We start from the raw sequence: 21025 nt of genomic DNA, 5'->3' as shown, positions 1-21025 counted from the left end.
CGCCGCTCCTGCCCTACAAGGCCCGGATCATCTGGCGGGCAACATCTTCGATGCGTTTCTCGGTCTTGCTGTCAAACGGCAGCGCGGTGGGCACGTCCACCACGGTGGTGACGATTCCCAGGTCCTCCCGTTCCCAGCGGGCGCCGGCTCTGTTGAAGATGGTGCGCATCGCCAGATTCTCCGACAGCACCCGACCCGAAAAGGTCTTGACCCCGGCCACCCGGGCCGCCACCGCCAACGCACCCATCAAGTAGGTCCCGATCCCCCGGCCCTGATACTCGTCACCCACCGTGAACGCGATCTCGGCGGTGCTGCTGTCACGTTCGTCGCGCACGTAACGCGCGTCGGCCACGACATCGCCGTTCTCGGTGGTGACCACCCAGACGAAGTGGTCGACGTAATCGACTTCGAACAGGTAGCGCATCAGCGCTTCGGTGGGCACCCGCGGCGACTGGAATCGCCGGTAGAGCGTTTCGCTGGAGAACTCGACGGGCCCGTTCGTGGTGCGCGCACTGTCGCCGGGCAGCACCGGCCGCACCAGTAGCCGGGTCCCGTCGGTCGTGGTCATCGGGATCGGAGTGATGAACGCCGCGAGGCGCTGGCGGGCGGTGCGGATGAGCATCGCGAGCACACCCGGCAGTTCGATCAATTCGTCGAACGCCTGGTCCCCGCCGACCCACCCGTCGAGCTCTTCGATCGCCGTGACGGTCGCGGTGCGCGGCGAATGCCGTAGCAACGCGATTTCGCCGACGATGCGCCCGGATGCGACGTCGGTGACAAACGAATAGCCGTCGTCACTCTCGCGTGAGATCTCGACCCGGCCGTGGTGGATGATCAGGAAGAAGTCGGCGGAATCGCCCTGGGTCATCAGGGTCTCACCCACGCCGGCCTTGATCGGCTTCAGCTCTCTGGCCAGCGGATACAGGTCGGCGCCGAAGCAGTCAGCGAACACCGAGAGGGCTGCGAGGTCGCTGGCACGCTGGACTAAGCTCATCGCCACGTCATCGTCCTTCCGATGGTTCAAACGTTACCGGAGTGCCCCGGCAACTCGGGGCCGATGAGGCGGAGTGAACATGTGAGGGCCGGGCGTGACGGGCTCGCTGAATTCGTAAACCGGGGGGCGCACCACTACGCCGCGGGTACCACCGATTCGGCAAGCGCCAGCACCGCGGTGATCGCTGAGCGCAGCACGCCGCCGTCGGCTGCCGAGATCCGCACAGCCCAACCGCAGTCGTTCGGCAGCGCACTGCCCCCGAGGTACACCGGTCGATCGCCGTTCAGTACGGCAAGGGACTCGACATCGTCGGTGTGCGGTAGGGAACCTGCGCCGATGACGTACACCGTGGCAAATGCTGTGGGGGCACGGCGAACTCGCGGCATCGCCTCCAACAATTGGGCGTCGCGCGCCAGGAGAACCCCGTCGGGACCGCACACCTGCACCACGGATTCGTAGCTGCCGAACAGCTCATCGGTCAGGTCGGGATGCAGCACCACCGCGTCGCACAGGACCGCCCGGCCGCCAGGTTCCACGCGCACCCGGGTGCACTGCCGGTAGCGGGCATGCGGGGTCAGGATGCGCGGTGCGGGATCGAACACCAGGTCACTGTGTCCGTCGACCCCCAGCTCGGTGTCCTCCACTGTGACGGCGCCATCGGCAATCCCGCTCACCGTGGTGGCACCCTGGCCCCGCACCACCGCTGATCCGCGGTCCACCGCACGGATACGTTGCACCACCACATCGCCGGGTATCAGCGTGCCCGCGGCATTCTGGATGGTCACCGCTCCGACACAGGGCCGGGCGGGATCACTGAACACCCGGCCGACCAACAACGGCCAGCGATAACGGCGGCGGGTCAACGCAGTGCGCCCGCCGACCGCGGCGAAGGTCAGGTCCAGGGCGGCGCTCACACGAAGAGCACTTCCCGTTCCAGCACATCCATCAGCGCGTCCACGCCGTCGCCGCCGCGGGCGCTGATCGCGACCACCGGACGGCCATTGCGGACGTCATCGGCTTCTTTGAGCATCAGCGGCAGGTCCACCCCGACGTGTGGGGCCAGGTCGACCTTGTTGACCACCAACAGGTCACAGCGCAGCACACCGGGCCCCCGCTTGCGCGGGATGTCGTCACCGCCGGCGACGTCGATCACGAACAGCCAGTAGTCCACCAGGTCGCGCGAGAAGGTCGAGGCCAGATTGTCCCCGCCGGATTCCAGCAGGATCATCTCGGTATCCGGGAACTCGGCCTCCAAGGCGTCCGCAGCCGCCACATTCAGCGACGGGTCCTCCCGGATCACGGTGTGCGGGCAGCCGCCCGCCTCGACGGCCCGCACCCGCCGCGGGTCGATCAGCCCGGAGCGCCGCACCCGCTCGGCATCCTCGGCGGTCACCAGGTCGTTGGTGATCACCGACAGCACCCGCCCCCGGGCAGCGAACCCGGCCAGCAGCGCCTCGACGAGCGCGGTCTTACCGGAACCGACCGGTCCGCCGATACCGACGCGCGCAGCTTTCATCGCAGCATGTACTTTCTCGAAAAGGGCACGGAAACCGGCGCTTCCGCGGTGAGCAGCTGTCCATCGGCGTACACGTCGAAGGTGCGCGGATCCACCTCGACGTGCGGCAGCGCGCTGTTGCGCACCATGTCCTTCTTGCGCAGACTCCGCACCGAGGTGATGGGCAGGACGTTCTTGCGTAACCCCAGTCGCTCCGGCACGCCGGCATCGACGGCGAGTGAGGACATGAACACAAATCCGAGTTCGGCGGCGGCGTCACCGAGGGCACCCCAGTTCGGGCGCTGGATCACCGGCTCGGATGAGGAGATGGACCCGGCGGCATCCCCCAGTGCGGCCCAGGCCACAAAACCGTTCTTGAGCACCTGACGCGGCTTCACGCCGAAGAACGCCGGCTGCCAGATCACCAGGTCGGCCACCTTGCCCACCTCGACCGAGCCGATGTGTGCATCGACGCCTACCGAAATGGCGGGATTGATGGTCAGTTTCGCGATATAGCGCTTCACCCGCTCGTTGTCGGCAGCCACGGTCTTCTCCTCCGGAAGCCGGCCCACCCGCTGCTTCATCACCGCGGCCAATTGCCAGCAGTTGGCGATGTTCTCCGCCACCCGGCCCATCCCCTGGGTATCGCTGCCGAAGATGGAGATGGCCCCCATGTCGTGCAGGAAGTCTTCGGCGATCATGGTCTGCGGCCGGATGCGCGCCTCGGCGAACGCGATGTCCTCGGGCGCTTCCCAGTTCATCAGGTGCGCCAGCATGGTCATCGGCACCCCTTCGTCGAGTCCGCCCAGGGTGTACGGGTTGGTGGGGTTGGTGGTGCCCGGGATGACGTTGTCGTAGCTGACGCACCGGATCAGGTCGGGCGCGTGTCCACCGCCGGCGCCTTCGATGTGGTACAGGTGGATGGTGCGGTCGCCGATGGTCGACATCGTGGTCTCGGAGAAGCCGAACTCGTTGATCGAATCGGTGTGCAGATGCACCGCGAAGTCAGCGGAATCGGCTGCTGTCAGCGTCTTGTCGATGATCGAGGGTGACGCACCGAAATCCTCGTGGATCTTCACCGCACCCGCGCCTGCGGCCACCATCTCCAGCACCGCGGCAGGATCCGACGAACCGCGGCCGAACGGAACATAGTTCATCGGCGAGTACTCCCCCGCCTTGAGGAACAACCCGAGATTGCGGGGACCGCCGGTGGCCACCTCGAACGTCGGCCCCAGGGAGCCGCCGATCAATGTGGTGGTGCCCGTGGACAGGGCATGTTCGGTCTGCTGCGGTGAGATCAGATGCGCATGGGTTTCGATGGCGCCGGCGGTGACGATCATGCCTTCGGCGGGAATGGGCGTGGTGGCCGTGCCCACCACCATGCCCTCGGTGATCCCAGGCATGACATCCGGATTGCCCGCCTTGCCGATACCGACAATCCGGCCGTCGCGAATACCGATGTCGGCTTTGACGATTCCGGCCACCGCATCGACGATCAAGGCGTTCATGATCACGTAGTCCAGCGCACCGTCGGCCACCGTCGTCGACGGCCGGTAGCCTTCCCCGTCACGCACGGATTTGCCTGCGCCGCTCAGGAGTTCGTAACCCGCAACGGTGTAGTCGTGTTCCACTTCGACGAAGAGGTCGGAGTCGGCCAAGCGCACCCGGTCCCCCGTCGTGGGCCCGAACACCCGCGCATAGGCCGCGCGATCGATACTCGTCACCGCACCGCCTCCAGCGGTCCGTCACACGTGCCCGAGAAGCCGTGGATCACCCGGTCCCCCGCCATGGGCACCAATCGCACATCCACCGGGATTCCGGGTTCGAAGCGCACCCCGGCGCCCGAGGCGACGTCCAGTTTGTACCCCCACGCTGCGCGCCGGTCGAACTCCAGAGCGGCGTTGGTCTCGAAGAAGTGGGTTTGGCTGCGTACCTGGATATCCCGATCACCGCGGTTGACGACGGTCAGCGAGACCCGCTCCACGCCGGGGAACAGTTCGACCGGTTGGTCGCCGACGATGATCTCGCCGGGCTGGATATCGTTGCGCCCCGGGATGATCGGGTCGATCAGCGTCACCAGTTTGGTGCCGTCGGGAAACGGAGCGTCCATCGTCACGATGCGCACCATGTCCGGCACCCCCGGCTCGCACTGATCGGCGCGCAACAGCGCCGCGGCGCGGTCGATCACCTCGTCGTAGGCCAGGTTCTTGCGGGCCGCCAGCATCACCTCGTCGACCAGCAGCGCCACCGCTTCCGGATGGCTCAGCAGTACTCCCTCGCGGAGATTGCGTCGCGCCAGTTCTGCGGCACTGAACAGCGTGAGCCGCTCGATCTCGGTGGGCGTCAGATTCACAGATGCTCCTAACTGGCGAAAAGCCGGATGCCGTCGCCGCGGCGTTGGGCGGCGATATCGGCGTAGGCGGTGAAGGCGGCGGGGGTGTCGCGGGGTTCACGCCGCAGCAGGTCGAGAAGCACAGGGGTGCACGCCGAGTTCACCCGTTGCCCACCGAGATGTCCGATGATGCCGAGGCGGATGGCGGCACCGACTATTCCGGAGAGCACCTGCCACGCCGCGATGGTTTCGGCCGTCTCCAAGGTGACACCGGCCGCCCGGAGGCAAACGGCTTGCGCCACCGGCAAGTGCCCGGGCACGGTTCCCGCGACGACACGGCTGCGGTACTCGGTGACACCGCCGTCGACGATCATCGAGAAGGTGCTCAACGTGGCGGCACCGGCGCGCCGGGAGGCCTCCCGCAGCACCGACATTGTGGCGACCGCTTCGGCGAGGCCGTCCACCCCCGCAGGGTCACGCTGCGCCCAGGCCTGCCTCATGAGCACCCGGTCGCAGTGATGCCAACGACCCTCCAGTTGTTCGGAGGCGAATGCGGTGACGTCATCCTCATCGTGAACCAGGCCGTCGCGGTAGGAGCCCTCCAGACCCGACGAGAACGCGAACCCGCCGGAAGGAAACGCGCTGTCGCCGAACCGGATTGCGGCCAGCAACTGTCCCAGCTCAGGCACGCCGGACCTGTCCGCTCTCGAGGAGGTCGGCGATCCGCGCGGTGTAGTCCGGCTCCGGCCCCTGCAGGTGTACCACCAGCGTGTCGGTGTGCTGATCGACCTTCCAGTGCAGGTGACCGGCCAGGAACCCCAGCCGCAGTGCCGCCGCCGCGTCGACGGCCCGCAGGGTCAGTGTCTGCGGCGCCCCGGCGCGCACCACCACGGCCCGGTCCGTCTCCAGGAGCAGCACCGCCCCGTCGGCCAGTGCACTGTCCCGTGGCAGCACCACCGCGTAGTCGACACCTGCATCAGAGGTCACCCGCAGGCGCTTGCGATCCAGGTCGTGGACATCGAGATGGACGTACTCGACCGCATGCTGGTGTTGCAGGTCGTGCAACCGGCCGGCGACGGCATCGTCGGAGGTCCACCCGACGATGCGCTCGAGGAGCTGCATCAGGCGGCGACCGGCGCGATCTTGCCGACCACGTCGGTGTTCTGCTCCAGCGCGTAGCCCACTTGCAGGATCTCGGGCTCCGCGAACGGCTTTCCGAGGATCTGTACGCCCAGCGGCAGCCCTTCGTCGGTGAAGCCGGCGGGTACCGACAGAGAGGGCAAGCCGGTGACGTTGGCCGGCGCCGAGTACCGCACGTACGCGGCCGTGGCCGCTTCGACGCTGCCGTCCGGCCAGGTGATGAACGGGTCGGAGCGCAGTGTGGCCGGCCCCACCAGGGTGGGCGCCAACAGCACATCGATATCGCTGAACATCTCTTTCCATGCTGCTTGGATCAACGTCCGCAGGCGCAACGCGTTGACGTAATCGGTGGCCAGTTCGGCGGCACCGGTTTCCAGCAGGGTACGCACCTCGTCGGTGAACTTCTCCGGCGAATCCCGCAGGTGGTCCTGATGGTAGGCGGCGGCCTCGGGCATCATGATCGCCCATTCGGTGGGAATGATGTGCTCGGCCAACGGGATCGTGACCTCCACCAGTTCGGCGCCCAGACCTTGCAGGGTGGTGGCGGCAGCCTGGGCCGCCGCGGCCGCTTCGGGGTCCAGTTGCTGGTTGTAGTAGTTGGCCGGGATCCCGATCTTCTTGCCCGCCACCCCGGCACCGATACCGCTGACCATATCCGGCACCGGCACATCCACGGTGGCGGGATCCCGGCGGTCGTAACCGGACATGGCCGCCATCACCAGCGCGGAGTCGATCACGTTGCGGCTCAGGGGCCCGACGTGATCGAGCGACCAGGACAACGAGGCGACGCCGACGCGGGATGCGCGACCGAAGGTCGGTTTCAGGCCGACGGTCCCGCACAGCGAGGCCGGGATGCGGATCGAACCGCCGGTGTCACTTCCGAGGGCGACGTGGACGACGCCCGCACCCACCGCGGCACCTGAACCGCCGCTGGAACCGCCCGGTGTGCGGTCCGGCGCCCAGGGGTTACCCGTGGTGGGAGTGGTGGCCCCGTAGGCGAATTCATGGGTGTGGGTCTTGCCGATCAGCACCATCCCGGCGTCGTACAACTTGGTCACCGATGCGCAGTCGGTGTCGGGCACGTGTTCCTCGCGCTGCGCCGAGCTGGAGGTGGTCTTCACCCCGGCGGTGTCGTACAGATCCTTGACGCCCAGCGGAATGCCGTGCAGCGGCCCACGGTAGTTTCCGTCGGCGATCTCCTTCTCGGCCAGTTTGGCTTGCTCCAGCGCCAGTTCGGGGGTGACGGTGACGAAGGCGGTGAGCAGCGGCTCCGTTTCGGCGAGCCGGTCCAGTGACGACTGCGCCACCTCGACCGGCGAGACCTCCTTGGCCTGGATCTTGGCGGCGACCTCGATCAGCGGGAGTTCGTACAGTTCCATGACGTACCTTTCGTTCAGTCCCAGCTGGCTTTGAACCCGACGGCGGGCACGGTTTCGCCCAAACCGGGTGTGGATGCCTTGCGGATCAGCGCGAGCGTCGACGAGTACGTCTCGTAGTGCTCGGCCAACCGTTCCGCGGGCACCGTCACGCCGGCGAAGTCGAAGACCGCCGCGATGGCTTCCTCAGATGGAATGTCACTGTCAGACATGGCTTCTCCTCTCAGATGGGTAGGGGTACGTCAACACAGCCGGCGAGCTTCTCGAACGCTCGCCCGGCGCCCAGCACGCCCGCATCGGCGCCGGGCCGGCCCATCAGCTGCAAGCCGATCGGCAGCCCGTCCCCACCGAATCCGGCGGGCACGGTCAGGGCGGGCATCCCGGTGACGTTCGCCGGAACGGTCAGAGCGTTGATCGCCCACAGGATCGGGGTGACCTGACCGCCGAACGGTACTTCCGTCGAGCCGTACGGCGGTGCGGTCATCGGGATGGTCGCCGAGGCCAACAGATCGATACCGGAGGCGAACATGGTGTCCATGCCGGCGATGACGGCGGCTCGGGCCCGCAGTCCGTCCAGATAGTCCACCCCGGTGTAGGCGGCACCGGCGGCCAGAGCCTCCTGGACATCAGCGCCGAACTTGCCGGGACTCATCCCGGTCTGCCTGGCGTGCCAGGCGGCGGCCTCGACACCGCACACCACTTTCACCACGTCCGAACTCAGCTCGACGTCGGGGAATGTGACGGGGCGGATGGTGGCCCCGGCGCGTTCCAGCGTCCGCAGGGCCGCCTCGAATGTCGTCGCGACGTCCGCGTCGAGCCGGTCGCAGAAGTAGTCCTCGGCGATCCCGATGGTCAAACCCTGTGTCCCACGCCCGAATTCACCGCGGAAGTCGGGAACGGCGGCGTTGCTGCTGAACGGGTCAGCCGGGTCGTGTCCGGCGATCACCTCCAGCAGCGCCACCACGTCGTCGACGGTGCGCCCCAGCGGGCCGGTGTGATCCAGCGTCGAGCTGAGCGCACTGACCCCTCGGCGGCTCACCGTGCCGAAGGTGGGTTTGTGTCCGGTGACCCCGCACAGGGCGGCCGGAATGCGGATCGAGCCACCGGTGTCGGTGCCCAGCCCGGCGGTGGTCACGCCCGCGGCGATGGCCGCGCCGGTACCGCCGCTGGAGCCGCCGGGGATGCGGTCCAGCGACCACGGGTTGCGGGTGGGTGGGGTGTTCACGCCGTAGGCGTACTCGTGCGTGGTGGTCTTGCCGAGGATGATCGCGCCGGCGGCCCGCAGCCGCCGCACCGCCTCGGAATCCTCGAGCGCCAGATGCTCAGGCGCACCCAGGGATCCGTTGCCCGTACGGTATCCGCCGACGTCGTAGATGTCCTTGACCACCACCGGGACTCCGGCCAGCGGGCCGGTGGCGCCGGTGTCGCGTTGCTGCTGTGCCACGGCCAGCGCCTCATCGGCGAAGACGGCGGCGAACGCGTGGATCTTGTCCTCGGTGTGGGAGATCTGCGCCAGGGCGGCGCGCACCGCGCCCACCGGGTCCAGATCGCCGACGGTGGTGTCGGTCAGTGTGTCGGTCATGGTGTTGTCCTCAATTCGCGACTGCCAGTTCGGGTTCGAGCACAGCGTCGACCAGCTTGCGGGTGATCTCGGTTTTCGGTTCGGTGAGCAGTTGATCCACCGGCCCCACTTCCACGAGCTTGCCGTGGTCGAGCACGCCGGCGTTCTCACACATGTGCTCGACGAGCGCCAGGTTGTGGGTGATCAGCATCATCGTCAGATTGCGTTCACGCTGAAGGTCTTTGAGCAGATTCAAGATCTGGGCCTGCACCGAGACGTCCAGCGCGGCCGTCGGCTCGTCCAGGACGACAAAATCCGGGTCGGTGACCAGGGCGCGCGCGATACCCAGACGCTGCCGTTGCCCACCGGAGAACTCATGGATGTAGCGGTCATAGTGCGACGGCAACATCCCCACCCGGTCCAGCAGATCCAGTGTCTTCGCGCGTGCTTCCGCCGCTGACGCGGTGCGGTACAGCGTGAGCGGGTAGGAGATCTGCGCGCCCACACTGCGTCGTGGGTTGAACGCCGATCCGGAGTCCTGGAATACCATCTGGATCTGCCTGCGGTAGCGCCGCATGTCGAGGTCGGACAGTCCGACCAGTTCATTGCCGTCGAAGGTGACCGACCCCGAGGTCGCCTTCTCCAGCCCCATCACCATGCGGCCGGTGGTGGTCTTACCGGAACCGGATTCGCCGATCAGGCCGAATGTCTGGCCCCGGGTGATGGTGAAACTCACCGCGTCGACGGCGACGAATTCGGCCCGCTTGCCGTCTTCTCCGCGTATGGAGAACACCTTCTTGAGCTCGTTGACGCGGACCAACCGGGTGTCAAGCGACATGTTGCTCCTTTTCGGTGTTGCCGTGGAATTCGAACAGCCGCCGCTGCGCGCGGGGCACCGCGCGGGCGGCGTCGTCGAGATGCAGTCGTGGCACCGCGCGCATGAGGCCCTGGGTGTAGGGGTGCTGCGGTGAGTTCAGCACCTGGTCCGCGGTCCCGGTCTCGAGCACGTCGCCGCGGCGCATCACGGTGACATCGGTGCACACGTGCGCCACCACACCGAAGTCGTGGGTCACCAACAGGATCGAGGTGCCGAGCTCGCGGTTGATGTCCAGCAGCAGATCCAGGATCTGCTTCTGCACGGTGGCGTCCAGCGCCGTGGTGGGCTCGTCGGCCAGCAGCAGCTCCGGCCGGCACGACAGTGCGATGGCGATCACCACGCGCTGGCGCTGGCCGCCGGAGAGCTCATGCGGGTAGGCCTTCATCCGTCGCTTCGGTTCAGGCAGCGCCACCAGCTCCAGCGCCTCGAGCGCCTTGGTCCTGGCGGTGGCCTTGTCGACGCCTTGATGCAGCCGGATCACTTCCATGAGCTGCGCCCCGACCGTGAACGACGGGTCCAGGGCCGACAACGCGTTCTGTGACACCAGGCCGATGTGCGGGCCACGGATCGCCCGCATCTGCTTGTCGGTTTTGTCCAGCAAGTTCTCGCCGCGGAACAGGATCTCGCCGCTGGTGATCTCGGCCCGGTTGGTACCCAGCAGCCGTAGTACGGCCAGCGAGGTCACCGACTTGCCGGAACCCGATTCGCCCACCAGGCCGAGGATCCCGCCTTCGCGCACGGCAATGTCGGCATTCTTCACCGCATGCACCACGCCGCCGTCGGTGTGGAAGTCGACGGACAGATTCCTGACGTCCAGGATGTCACTCATCAGCTGGTCTGCTTTCTGGGATCCAGGGCGTCGCGCACCCCGTCGCCGATCAGGTTGAACGCCAGGGAGACCACGAGGATCAGCAGACCGGGAATGGTGGCCACGTGATAGATGCCTTCGAGCAGCACGTTCTTCCCGTCGGCGGTCATGATTCCCCAGTCCGGGGTAGGCGGGATGACACCGACACCGAGGAAGCTCAGCCCGGAGGCGACGACGATCATCAATCCGCACAACGTGGTGGCGTACACCAGAAGCTGCACCACCACGTTGGGCATCAGTTCGCGGAACATCAACAGCAGCGGATTGGCGCCGTAGGCCCGCGCCGCTTCCACGTAATCCTTGCTCGATTCCTGCACGGTGGCGGTGTAGGCGACTCGAGCCATGTAGGGGATCAACGTGATTCCGATGGCCAGCATCACGTTGCCCAGGCCCGCACCCAGCACGGCCGACAACGCAATCGCCAGCAGTACCAACGGGAACGCGAACAGTACGTCCAGTACCCGCATCAGGGTCTCCCCGGCCCGGCTGCGTTGGAAGCCGGCGAACAGGCCGATCAACAGTGCCAGCGGGAACACCACCAGCACCGGAACCACGGCCACCATCAACGAGTTGCGGCCGCCGTAGAGCAGCCGGGTCCAGATGTCGCGGCCCTGGCCGTCCAGACCCAGCAGGTGCCCGTCGGTGCCGATACCCGCGAGTCGGTTGACGGGGTCACCGGCCACCGGGCTGTAGGGGGTGAGCAGCGGGGCGAAGATGGCCGCCAGCGCCACGAGAACCAGCACGATCAGCGACGCGACGGCCCACTTGTCGCGGCTGAATGCGCGAACCGCCAGGCGCCACGGGGGTTTCGGTTTCGCCGCGCCGGCTGCCCCGCCCGCCGGTGCAGGTTCTGTGGTGGCCGGTACGGTGCCGACAGCTTCTGCAAGGGAACTCATGGGGTGACCTTCCTTCGGGTCCGCGGATCGAGGAGGCCGACCGCCATGTCGGCGACGAGGTTGATGATCACGAAGGCCAGCGCGATGAACAGCACCCCGGCCTGCACCACCGGGATGTCGCGCTGGGTGATCGAGGTGTAGAGCTGCTGCCCCAGGCCCGGCCACCCGAACACCACTTCGACGAACACCACACCACCGAGCAGATACCCGACCTGCAGGCCGACGATGTTGACGATGGGCGGCAGCGCATTACGCAGACCGTGGCGCCACAGCACCGACGTGGTGGACAGGCCGGACGCCCGCAGAGTCCGGATGTAGTCCTGTTGCAGGATGTCGACCATCACGCTGCGGGTCATCCGCGCGATCACCGCCAGCGGCACCAGTGCCGCCGCGATGGCCGGAAGAACCAGATGCGCCAACAGATCCGGGAACCCGCCGGGGAACCGGGGGTTGTACATGCCCGAGGTCGGCAGCCAGCCCAGGGTGATGGCGAAGCCGCCGATGAGCAGCAGACCGAACCAGTACACGGGCACACTGGCGCCGGCCAAGGAGATCACCATCGACGCACGGTCGAAGATGCTGTACTGCTTGTGCGCGGCGATCACACCCAGCGGGACCGCGATCACGATGCACAGCACCAGCGCGGCGCCGGTGAGGATCAGGGTGTTGGCGAAGCGGGGCACCATGATGTCGGTGACGGGCGCGTTGACCGTCAGCGAGCGGCCCAGATCGCCCTGCAGCAGGCCACCGAGGTAGTCGAAGAACTGCACGGGCAGCGAGCGGTCCAGGCCGAGTTCGGTCCGCAGCGCCGCCACCGCCTCGGCGGTGGCGCCCGAGCCCAGGATGGTCACGGCGGGGTCGCCGGGCACCATCTGCAGCAGCAGGAAGACCACGAGGCTGACGCCGAACAACACCAGAAGTGTTGACAGCAGCCGCGATCCGATGACTCGGGTCATTGTTCGAGCCTCACTTCCGTCAGGTCGTACCACTCTTCGCTGGCCGAGACGAACCCGGTGACGTAGGGCGCGAGCATGTACGGGGCCTTGTCGTTGACGATCGGAACCAACGCCGCGTCGTCGCTGACGATGTTGTTGGCCAGTTGCCAGAACTTCTCCGCCTCGGCCGGGTCCAGTGCGGTGATGGCGTTGTTCATCGCCTCGTCCAGAGCCGGGTTGTCGTAGTAGCCGACATTCGGGCCGTTGGGTGCCTGCAGCTCCGAGGAGGTGACGATGTAGAGCCAGTACGGGCTCGTCATCCCCCACGACATCTGCGCCATTCCGACGCCGTCCTGCATACCGCGGGCCCACACGCCGAGGTACGAGATCCATTCCTGTGTCTGGATGTTGACGTCGACGCCGATCTCGGCGAGGTTCTGCTGGATGAACTCGGCCATCTGGGCGGGCATGATCTGCCCGGAACCGTCGGTCGAGGTGATCAGGGTGGTCTGGAAGCCGTTCTCCAGCCCGACGGACGCCAGCAGCTGCCGGGCCTTGTCGAGATTGCGCTCATAGGCGTCGCGCCGCTCGACGTAACCGCCGGCCGACATGGCCTGCACGCCGTAGGCCGGATTGACCGAACCGCGCAGCAGGTCGCGTGCCATACCTTCGCGGTCGACTGCGAGATTGATTGCCTGACGCACCTCGGGAATGGAGGTGTACTGGTCTTTCATGTTGAACGACAGGTACCAGGTGTGCGGCGGAATGCCCTCGGACAGTTGATAACCCTCGTTGACAAGGTTGTCGATGCTGTCTGGGTTGGGTACCGCGATCATGTCGACGTCCCCGGACCGCAGCGCCGCGGTGCGGGCGGACGGGTCGGGCAGCGGCCGGAACACCACACCGTCGATGTAGGGGACCTTGCCCCAGTAGTCGTCGTTGCGGACCAGGTCGATGCGTTCGCCTCGGATGCGCTCCTTGAACTCGAAGGGTCCGGTGCCCACCGGGTGATCAGCGATGTCGTCGCCGTACTTCTGCAGAGCGGTGGGGCTCATGATCGCGGTGGACCCGTTCCCGCCCTGGGTCAGCATCCGCAGGAACTCCGAGAAGGGTTGTGTCAGGCGGATGTTGAGGGTTTGGTCATCGGTGGACCGGACCGACTCCACGAACTTCCACACGAAGCTGGTCTGCCCGGCTGCCCTGGCCGAGTACTGCGGGGCCGCTTTGTCCCACATGCGGCGGATGTTGTATTCCACGGCTTGCGCGTTCAGCGGTGTCCCGTCGTGGAACTGGACGCCGGGGCGAATGTGGAAGGTGTAGTCCAGACCGTCGGCGGAAACCTCCCACGACTCGGCCAGCGCCGGCTTGAGCGGCGGGATGGTGGCCTCGCTGGACGGAATGGTCAGGTCCTGGTCGACCAGCGGCTCGAAGATCTGCCGGTTGATCCGCCACGACACCCAGCCGCCGGCCACCTGCGGGTCGAGGATGTCGGCTTCGGACTCGATGGCGATCACCATGATGTTGCCGGTCTCAACGGGCCCCCTTGAACAGCCCACCATGGCGACGGCCGCGAGCAGCGCGACGACGCAGGACGTGAAGAGCCGGTTTACGCGGTGCCGCATGAACGTTCGGATTCTGGTGTCATCCGTGGAACCTCCGGGTAGTCGAGTGGACTGCGCTGTCGAGGGACTGTGTTCCACGGTAGGCGTGCTCACCCACCGGGAACATCCGTCAGACGACGTATTTGATTGGTAGAGAATAGATTCCGGAGACATGCCGATGGGCCGGGTGACGCAGAGGTCACCCGGGCGGTTGATCGGAACTCAGACCGCGAGCTCCGTGGCGTGTACCGCGGCCGCCACCCGGTTGGCCACCCCGAGCTTGCGCAACACCCGTTCGACGTGGGTGCTCACCGTGCGTGGTGACAGGAAAAGCCGTTCACTGATCTCGGTGTTGGAGAGCCCACATCGCAGCAACGCGAGGATCTCCTGCTCACGCGGTGTCAACCTGGCGCGCGCCTTGGCGCGCAACCGGGTGACGTACTTGGTGAACAGCGGCCGTGCGGTCTCCACCATGCACCGACTACGAGCCGAGAAATCGGGGTGCTCCATGTTGGCCTGGCACATACCGACAACCTCGCCGGCGCCGTCGTGGAGAATCATCATGAACCCGTTGGTGAAACCCTCCGGCCGCAACACCTTGGCTCCGCTGTAGGACTCGGGGAACTCGGGTACGTCACGCCAGTCCATCACCCGCGTGGGATCGGCGAATTGCCTGGTGAACTCCGGCATCGACTGGATGTCCGAGCTGAGGTGAGCCGCTACCGCCTCGGAGTAGCCGATCGAGTTGACCAGATGGAAACCTTTGTGCCCCGGAGTCTTGTACGCGAGCAGGAAAGTGTCACAACTCGTCTCGACCCGAACGAAGTCGATGGCCCCGCGAATCCGCACCTCGGTATCGGTCGAGGCCATGGAAGCCGCGATCGAGGCGAAGTCTGGTGTCTCGTGTGCCGCCCGAGTCATGCATACAAGTGCACTACGGACCGACGACAACGAGGTTCAGGTCCTGTTTCCGTACCGTTAAGGCCTGGGTGAGATAACCCACATCATCAGAAGGTCAGCCCCGCCATCACGCGCTGTGCCGCCTCGGTGGAACGGGTGTCCTGATCGCCGAACACCGCCCACACCACAGTGCTGCGGGTGTGACCGGCAGGGCGGCTGAGGGCGACGAATGTGCCTGCGCCACTTCCCGAAACGCCACCTGCCGAAACGCCGGGGACCACGACGACGTTCGGTGACACGGCCAGCACTTCGCGCCCGCCCAGCGCCGCGGTGACTGCGAGCGCCGCGCGTTCCGGGGTGGTCAACCAGTTTCCGGACACCAACTGCGAGCCGTCTGCCACCAAGGTTCCCCGCGGCGCCGCAGCGGGGAGGGAGAGCGCATCGGGAGCGGTCAGGGTGATGTTGACGAACAGCAGCGATCCCCACTGCGTCAGAGGCACTTCGACAACCCTGCGGCCGTCGCCCAGGAATTCGGCGCGGGCGTGCCCTCCGGGATCGTTGCTGCTGTCCAGGACTTCACCGTGCGCGCTGAATGCGCACGCCAGATGCGGGCAGCGAACGTTCTGTGTGCTGCCGCAGTGCACCGGCACGGACATGCAGCCGCCGAACGGCCTGGCGTTGATCGCCGCCCTCAGCCCGCCGGATGTGCGGACCACGTGGGCGGCGTGGTAGCCGATGGTGGCGGGAAGTACCGCCCCCACCTCGGTCAGTTGTTCGCTGAATCCGACACACACCCAGGTGTTGGTCCAGTCGCTGCCGTCGGCCGACGGGTGCCTGCCACCCGATGCCGGCCGCAGCAGCAGATTCACCGGGCCAGCTCCTCGGGCAGGTGGAAATTCAGCGCCGGGGTCGAGGTGAACCGGCCGCGGGCATGGATCTGTGAGGCATCGGGCTCGGGTAACGGGCCGTCCTGGGAGAAGTGATTCAGCACATTCGCGGTCAGCGTGGAGATGTTGTTGTGGTAGTTGTTGTGAGAGAGGCTGCCGCAGTAGGAGATCGAGCTGAACGCCCAGACCGCTCCCCCGTTGGGTGTCTCGTGGAACGCCATATCGGCGCGGATCCGCGGGTTCTGTGTACCGGTGTGCCCGGGTGCGTTCGTCAGGATCAGCTCGGTCACGGTCAGATAGGCGTCGGTGTGCAGACCGGCCGACGTCGCCACGAGCAGAGTGTGCGGCGGAGAGCCCAGCGTGGTGTCCACGGTGTCGAGCTCCGCCCCGGCCGCCCCACCGCCGACAAGGCCGAAGTCGCCGAGCCGCTCGTCGTAGTCGATCCCCTCGAAGGCCCACGCCACCCGCGGGTCGACGCTCTCCGGGGTGCGTTTGAAGTAGGTCGAGATGTCGAAACCCTGTGCCACCATGGAGGTTCCGCTGACGGCGGCCATGTCACGCCCCAGGAACCGCCACATCCCGCCCAGTTTGCCGTCGCTCTGGTGGTAGTACTCGCCGGGCTGCGCCTGCCAGGGTCGGATACCGGATTCACACCGGCGCAGTTCGGTCACCTCGCCGCGGCCGTAGGCGGGATGGAAGGTGTGGCGCCAGTAGAACCCGTCGCCACCCATGTACATGAGCCGGCCGCCCCGTTCCTTGTACGCGTGGATGGCGTCCAGGTAATGGCCGTCTTTGTGCTCGGGGTGCGAACCGGTGAGCAGGACGTTGTAACCCTCGATGCGTTCCAGGCCGTCGTAGCTGATGTCCTCATCGGTGATCACGTCGAACTGGTAACCCAGTTCGGTCAGCCAGTCGATCAGGTGCAGGTCGGCGTTGAACTGCCACGGCGACTGGGTGAGCCAGGAGTCGTACTTGGGCCGCACGTTGAGCACCGGGCGCAGCCGCGACGAAATGTGCACCCCTGACCCGTCGCTGTGAGTGTCATAGAGCGAGTAACCGTACTCCCGGTGCACGGACAGAAAGATGTTCTCGCGCGCCATGATCGGCGTGCGGTAGAGCAGCGCCTCGACGCTGCCGAAATTGCTGGCCTGGTGCTCGTTGGCATAGGCCATGTAGTCGATGGTCGACATGATGACGGCGATCTTGGCCTGCGGACGGCCCACCGGGGTGCGGACCGTGAACGGGAGGTAGTCCTCGTCGCCGTCGGCGGTGGTGAGTTTGATGGCGTACACCGCGCTCGGCAGGTCGTGCGGCACCGCGAGGGTGAAGTCGACATCCCACCGGGCGTCGTCCAGGTCGTCGTCGTGGAAGTGAATGGCGCCGTATTCGCGGTGATCAACGCTCCAGGCGACCTGCGCACCACTCCAGTTGTGGCCTGTCATCCCGCGGGCGGGCATGCCTACCAGCTCTCCGTCGAGCCGGTAGGGACCACAGTCCACGATCGTGCGAGTGGGGATCTGCAGGCCGAAATCCCACGCCGCCACCACGGCGGCACCCAGTTCCGGGCTGGGTCCCAACCCGCGGCGCTCGTCCATACCGGGTGCCGCACCGAGCTTCATCGTTTCGATCTCGAGCCGGCTCAACACGCGACCGCACAGCCGGGCGGAGTCGATCTTGCCGTTGTAGTGACCGGTCATCGTCCACCCGTGCGGCTGCCGCGACTGCGCGTCGGCGGTCGTGGCGGTGGGATGCGCGGCGAAGGTGAACGGCACCGAGGTGTGGGTGATCGGCTCGGCGAAAACGCCTCTGACCGGTGCCGGCACGGGATCCAGCGCATAGCGGATCTGCGGTTCGTGATGCAGCACTGCCTCTTTGGTGACGGCGTCGAAGGTCGCGGCCACGAAATGCCAGGCCCGGTCACGCACCGGCTCGGCAGCTGTGAGCGTCTGGCCGTCCACCCGTAGACAGATCCGGCCGTCGAGATCCAGGAACAGCCCGTAACCGCTGCCGTCGGCCCACTTGCCCATGATCATCTGCTCGCCGGGCGCCCAGTAACCGTCGACCTTGGTGGGCATGGTCGGCCAGATCCAGCACTGCATGGTGAAGCTGTCCACGCGCAGGGGACGGCGGTCGGCGACCATGCCGTACGACCCGGCGTGGATGGCCTGCGGCCGGCCCGGATAGTCGCCGTTGACCGGTGATTCGATGAGCTGTTCTTTGAAACCCGGCCCGCTCGGGTGGGTGTCGCCGTGGATCAGCTTGACCAGCTCGGCGCGGTAGGAGGCCGGTCCGTCGCAGTTGACGTGGAAGTCGACGGTGTCGCCCTGCTCCACCGACCACTTACTGCCATAACCGGTGAGCCGCAGCATCTCCGGATACATGTCGGTGTCGGTCATGCCCAGTTCTCCCCGCGGGCTTTCCAGGCCGGCGTGTAGTGCTCGGGCATGCCGTCCTCGGCCGGGTACTGCTCGAGGCGCAATGTGAAGATCTCGGCCTGCGCGGCCTGCTCGTCGGTGAACACGCGGTCGTCGATGAACTTCGGCGGCACGCCGCGCACACCCGAGAGACGGGCGATACGCCATTCCCGTTCAGGTTTGGTGCAGACGATGACGAACTTGCCGCCGAATGCGCCCGCGGGCTGCATCCGCAACCGGGTGAGCACGCGGTCGAGTTGCATGTCGTCCTGGATTCCGCCGTGCGCGCCGATGGCGCTGCCCGGCTTTTCGGTGCGGACCACCGAGAATCCCGGCACTCCCTGGAAGTCGCCGACACTCGCCTCGATCGCCTGACGGATCTTTCGCCGGGTCTCGTCATCCTGGGGGATCGGGATCATGCGAGTCCACGTTATGGATCCGCGGCCCGGGAAACCATCGGGCAAATGACGGATATTGTCCCGACCTGACCGGCTGTCCTCACAGGTCGGACGCGCCGCCGTCCACCAGCGGCTCCGTGCCCGTGGTGTACGTAGCATCGAAGGCGCGGTTGCTGCTTGGTCATCTGAACGCCAATCTCAGGTGGTCGAGTCGGCGAACGAGGATGCTGGGTAGCCATCGGCCGACGTCGGCCGCCTCGATCCAGGTGGTCTGTTCCAGCAGCATCCGTAAGACGATCTGGGCCTCCAGCCGGGCCAGTGCGGCCCCGACGCAGAAATGTGCACCCTTGCCGAACGAGATGTGCCCTTTGGCGCCTCTGCGGTCGAGCCGGAATTCATTGGGTTGGTCGAACTGTCGGGGATCGCGGTTGGCGGCCCCCCACATCAGCAGCAGGCGCGAATCGGCCGGCACATCGACCCCGGCCAGCGTGGTGTCTCTGACCACGTGGCGGTAGTGACCGCGAAACGGCGACTCGTAGCGCAGCGTCTCCTCGATGAACGCACCCAGCAGTTCAGGATGGGCGCGGAGCTGTTCCTGAATGTCGGTGTGACTCACAAGAATCCACGCGGCGCTGCCCAGCAACGAGGCGGTGGATTCGCCTGCGGCGCTGAACAAGGTGAGCATGATGGCCAGTGCCGGTAGGTGCTCCACCTCACCGCAGGTGTAGCGGGCGGCGAGGTCGCCGATGAGTCCCGGCGTCGGGTTTTGGTCAGCCTTAGCGAAGTGCTCCATGACGTAACCGGACAGCTCCATCGCGGCCCGGCCTGCGGCGTCCAGTTGGGCCGAACTGACCACGCCGTCAAGCAGGGTGGTGGTGGCGTAGCCCAGCCGGATCAGCGTGTCGACATCTTCCTGGGGCAGCCCGAGCAGGCGGGCGACCACCATCATCGGGAGCCGGTTGGCCACTGCACTCATCCACTCGATCTGCCCATCTGCCACGCCTTCGGACCACAGCTGGACCGCAGTCGCTCCGGCGAACTCTTCGATCACGCGTATCCGCTTGGCGGTCAGGTGGGGCACCAGCAGCTTGCGGTGCGCATCGTGCAGTGGGTCGTCGGCAGTGGCCAGCGCGTGCTGCGGGCCGCCCAGCGGCCCCATGTCGAAAGGGGTGACAGTCCCGTCCCGATACACCATCGTCGCGGTCAAGTTGGACGAGAAGTCCTCGACGCGACTGACGGCCTCTGTCACGGCGTCCCAACCGCACACCGCGTAGAAGAAGGAGCCACCGATGCGCAGCACCGGTGCTTGGCCGCGCATCCGGTCATAAAGGGGGTAGGGGTTCTTTAAGGCATCTGTGCCGAAGAATTCGGTAGCGTCCGCCAATAGGGTCATGCGCTCAGGGTGAGCTCGACGTATACCGGCGTCAACGGTGTAAGCCGAACATGAAAACCGACTCGACACGGACACGGCTGCGGGATTCTCGAGCCACTCAACCGACCAGCGCGTTCGCTGAGAAATCGGCCGGCATTCTTCTCACGGTGATAAAACGGCGTCATGGGGTTGCGGCGAGGGAACACGTGACCGATGGCGACTGACGACTGGCTGGTCGGGCGGGACCGCCACAGCGAGGCCGCCGAGCGGATCTACGCCGCAGCCGCGGACCTGATGTCCCGCCACGGATACGACGCCTTCAGCATCGACGCTTTGGCCGCCACCGTTCACTGCTCACCGTCCACCATCTACCGCCACGCCGGGGGCAAGGCCGCGATCCGCGACGCCGTGCTGGGCCGGCAAGCCGAGCGCATCCTCGACTCGGTTCGCGAAGCCATCGCAGAGCTGACCGGTCCAGACCGCATCGTCACCGCCACCACGGTCGCCTTACAACGCCTGCGAGCCGATCCGCTCGCAAAGATCATGCGCTCGATGGTCACACTCCCCGGCGAGGAGTGGCTGACGGATTCCCCTGTCGTCAACCGCTTGGCCACCGAGATGGTCGGCATGACGACGCCCGATCCCGTTGCCGCACAATGGCTGATCCGTGCATTCCTTGCGCTGTGGTACTGGCCGATCAAGGACGCCGACACCGAGGATCACATGGTGCGGCGGTTCCTCGGGCCGCCCTACGCGGTCGACACCGACTCGGTAAGGGCGTGAGAGTTCGGTGTTCGCCGACCACCTCGATGCGGCAATCACATCTACTGCGGACGGACCGCGGACGGCCCAATGAGAAAGCCGCAGATCAGGTCTCTGATCTGCGGCTTCACTGTGGAGCTAAGGGGAATCGAACCCCTGACCTTCTCGATGCGAACGAGACGCGCTACCAACTGCGCTATAGCCCCTTGGTCGGTAG

General features: G+C 66.4%; 21 protein-coding genes and 1 tRNA gene. 1 reads left to right on the top strand and 21 read right to left on the bottom strand.

All coding sequences use genetic code 11. The annotated features are described in order from the left end of the window. Window positions 1–13: 13 nt before the first annotated feature. The 20 genes from pat to NL241_RS05820 all read right to left on the bottom strand — a co-directional run bounded on the left by pat (window position 14) and on the right by NL241_RS05820 (window position 20067). Complete coding sequence (gene pat / locus NL241_RS05915) at window positions 14–994, bottom strand: acetyltransferase Pat (protein WP_494397017.1); 981 nt, start codon at window positions 992–994, stop codon at window positions 14–16. A gap of 134 nt (window positions 995–1128) precedes the next feature. Then, window positions 1129–1908 carry an urease accessory protein UreD gene (locus NL241_RS05910; protein WP_494397016.1) on the bottom strand — a complete coding sequence of 260 codons (780 nt, stop codon included), beginning with the start codon at window positions 1906–1908 and terminating at the stop codon, window positions 1129–1131. Continuing rightward, window positions 1905–2510, bottom strand: a complete 606-nt coding sequence (gene ureG / locus NL241_RS05905; RefSeq protein ID WP_487691794.1) for an urease accessory protein UreG — start codon at window positions 2508–2510, stop codon at window positions 1905–1907. Before ureG ends, NL241_RS05910 begins: the two co-directional genes overlap by 4 nt. After that, window positions 2507–4213, bottom strand: a complete 1707-nt coding sequence (gene ureC / locus NL241_RS05900) for an urease subunit alpha (protein ID WP_487691795.1) — start codon at window positions 4211–4213, stop codon at window positions 2507–2509. Before ureC ends, ureG begins: the two co-directional genes overlap by 4 nt. Then, window positions 4210–4842 carry an urease subunit beta gene (ureB, locus tag NL241_RS05895; protein ID WP_494397015.1) on the bottom strand — a complete coding sequence of 211 codons (633 nt, stop codon included), beginning with the start codon at window positions 4840–4842 and terminating at the stop codon, window positions 4210–4212. Before ureB ends, ureC begins: the two co-directional genes overlap by 4 nt. 8 nt (window positions 4843–4850) lie before the next feature. Beyond that, complete coding sequence (locus NL241_RS05890; RefSeq protein ID WP_494397014.1) at window positions 4851–5510, bottom strand: urease accessory protein UreF; 660 nt, start codon at window positions 5508–5510, stop codon at window positions 4851–4853. Next, window positions 5503–5943, bottom strand: a complete 441-nt coding sequence (gene ureE, locus NL241_RS05885; RefSeq protein WP_494397013.1) for an urease accessory protein UreE — start codon at window positions 5941–5943, stop codon at window positions 5503–5505. Before ureE ends, NL241_RS05890 begins: the two co-directional genes overlap by 8 nt. Then, window positions 5943–7340, bottom strand: a complete 1398-nt coding sequence (locus tag NL241_RS05880) for an amidase (RefSeq protein WP_494397012.1) — start codon at window positions 7338–7340, stop codon at window positions 5943–5945. The genes ureE and NL241_RS05880 overlap by 1 nt, the downstream gene beginning before the upstream one ends. Before the next feature lie 14 nt (window positions 7341–7354). Further along, on the bottom strand, window positions 7355–7549 hold the full coding sequence (locus NL241_RS05875; protein ID WP_494397011.1) for a hypothetical protein: 195 nt from the start codon (window positions 7547–7549) through the stop codon (window positions 7355–7357). A gap of 11 nt (window positions 7550–7560) precedes the next feature. Further along, window positions 7561–8919 (bottom strand): amidase, encoded by a 1359-nt coding sequence (locus NL241_RS05870; RefSeq protein WP_494397010.1) that lies wholly within the window; start codon window positions 8917–8919, stop codon window positions 7561–7563. A 10-nt stretch (window positions 8920–8929) separates the two neighbouring features. Next, window positions 8930–9736 carry an ATP-binding cassette domain-containing protein gene (locus tag NL241_RS05865; protein ID WP_487691802.1) on the bottom strand — a complete coding sequence of 269 codons (807 nt, stop codon included), beginning with the start codon at window positions 9734–9736 and terminating at the stop codon, window positions 8930–8932. Continuing rightward, a complete protein-coding gene (locus NL241_RS05860) occupies window positions 9726–10604 on the bottom strand; it encodes an ABC transporter ATP-binding protein (RefSeq protein ID WP_487691803.1) in 879 nt (292 codons plus the stop codon). The genes NL241_RS05865 and NL241_RS05860 overlap by 11 nt, the downstream gene beginning before the upstream one ends. Further along, complete coding sequence (locus NL241_RS05855; RefSeq protein ID WP_487691804.1) at window positions 10604–11539, bottom strand: ABC transporter permease; 936 nt, start codon at window positions 11537–11539, stop codon at window positions 10604–10606. Before NL241_RS05855 ends, NL241_RS05860 begins: the two co-directional genes overlap by 1 nt. After that, entirely contained in the window at window positions 11536–12495 is a 960-nt protein-coding gene (locus tag NL241_RS05850; protein WP_487691805.1) for an ABC transporter permease, read from the bottom strand. The genes NL241_RS05855 and NL241_RS05850 overlap by 4 nt, the downstream gene beginning before the upstream one ends. Then, window positions 12492–14096, bottom strand: coding sequence for an ABC transporter substrate-binding protein (locus NL241_RS05845; protein ID WP_487691806.1), 1605 nt, complete (start codon window positions 14094–14096; stop codon window positions 12492–12494). Before NL241_RS05845 ends, NL241_RS05850 begins: the two co-directional genes overlap by 4 nt. A gap of 201 nt (window positions 14097–14297) precedes the next feature. Then, window positions 14298–14996, bottom strand: coding sequence for a response regulator transcription factor (locus tag NL241_RS05840; RefSeq protein WP_487691807.1), 699 nt, complete (start codon window positions 14994–14996; stop codon window positions 14298–14300). 86 nt (window positions 14997–15082) lie between these two features. Then, a complete protein-coding gene (locus NL241_RS05835; RefSeq protein WP_494397009.1) occupies window positions 15083–15844 on the bottom strand; it encodes a Rieske (2Fe-2S) protein in 762 nt (253 codons plus the stop codon). Beyond that, on the bottom strand, window positions 15841–18258 hold the full coding sequence (locus NL241_RS05830; protein ID WP_494397008.1) for a N,N-dimethylformamidase beta subunit family domain-containing protein: 2418 nt from the start codon (window positions 18256–18258) through the stop codon (window positions 15841–15843). The genes NL241_RS05835 and NL241_RS05830 overlap by 4 nt, the downstream gene beginning before the upstream one ends. Then, complete coding sequence (locus NL241_RS05825) at window positions 18255–18695, bottom strand: N,N-dimethylformamidase alpha subunit family protein (RefSeq protein ID WP_487691810.1); 441 nt, start codon at window positions 18693–18695, stop codon at window positions 18255–18257. Before NL241_RS05825 ends, NL241_RS05830 begins: the two co-directional genes overlap by 4 nt. Window positions 18696–18855: 160 nt before the next feature. Then, window positions 18856–20067: a cytochrome P450 gene (locus NL241_RS05820; protein ID WP_487691811.1), complete on the bottom strand. Its 1212-nt coding sequence runs from the start codon at window positions 20065–20067 to the stop codon at window positions 18856–18858. A 192-nt stretch (window positions 20068–20259) separates the two neighbouring features. On the opposite strand from NL241_RS05820, the gene NL241_RS05815 reads away from it, so the two are divergent. Next, window positions 20260–20829 (top strand): TetR/AcrR family transcriptional regulator, encoded by a 570-nt coding sequence (locus NL241_RS05815; protein WP_494397007.1) that lies wholly within the window; start codon window positions 20260–20262, stop codon window positions 20827–20829. Window positions 20830–20941: 112 nt separating this feature from the next. Here NL241_RS05815 and NL241_RS05810 read toward each other — a convergent pair. Continuing rightward, window positions 20942–21014, bottom strand: a tRNA-Ala gene (locus NL241_RS05810). Window positions 21015–21025 lie beyond the last annotated feature (11 nt).

It is taken from the genome of Mycolicibacterium sp. SMGY-1XX (assembly GCF_059132455.1).
The sequence above is the reverse complement of the archived record's forward strand: the minus strand, read 5'-3'. Positions and strand labels throughout refer to the sequence as shown.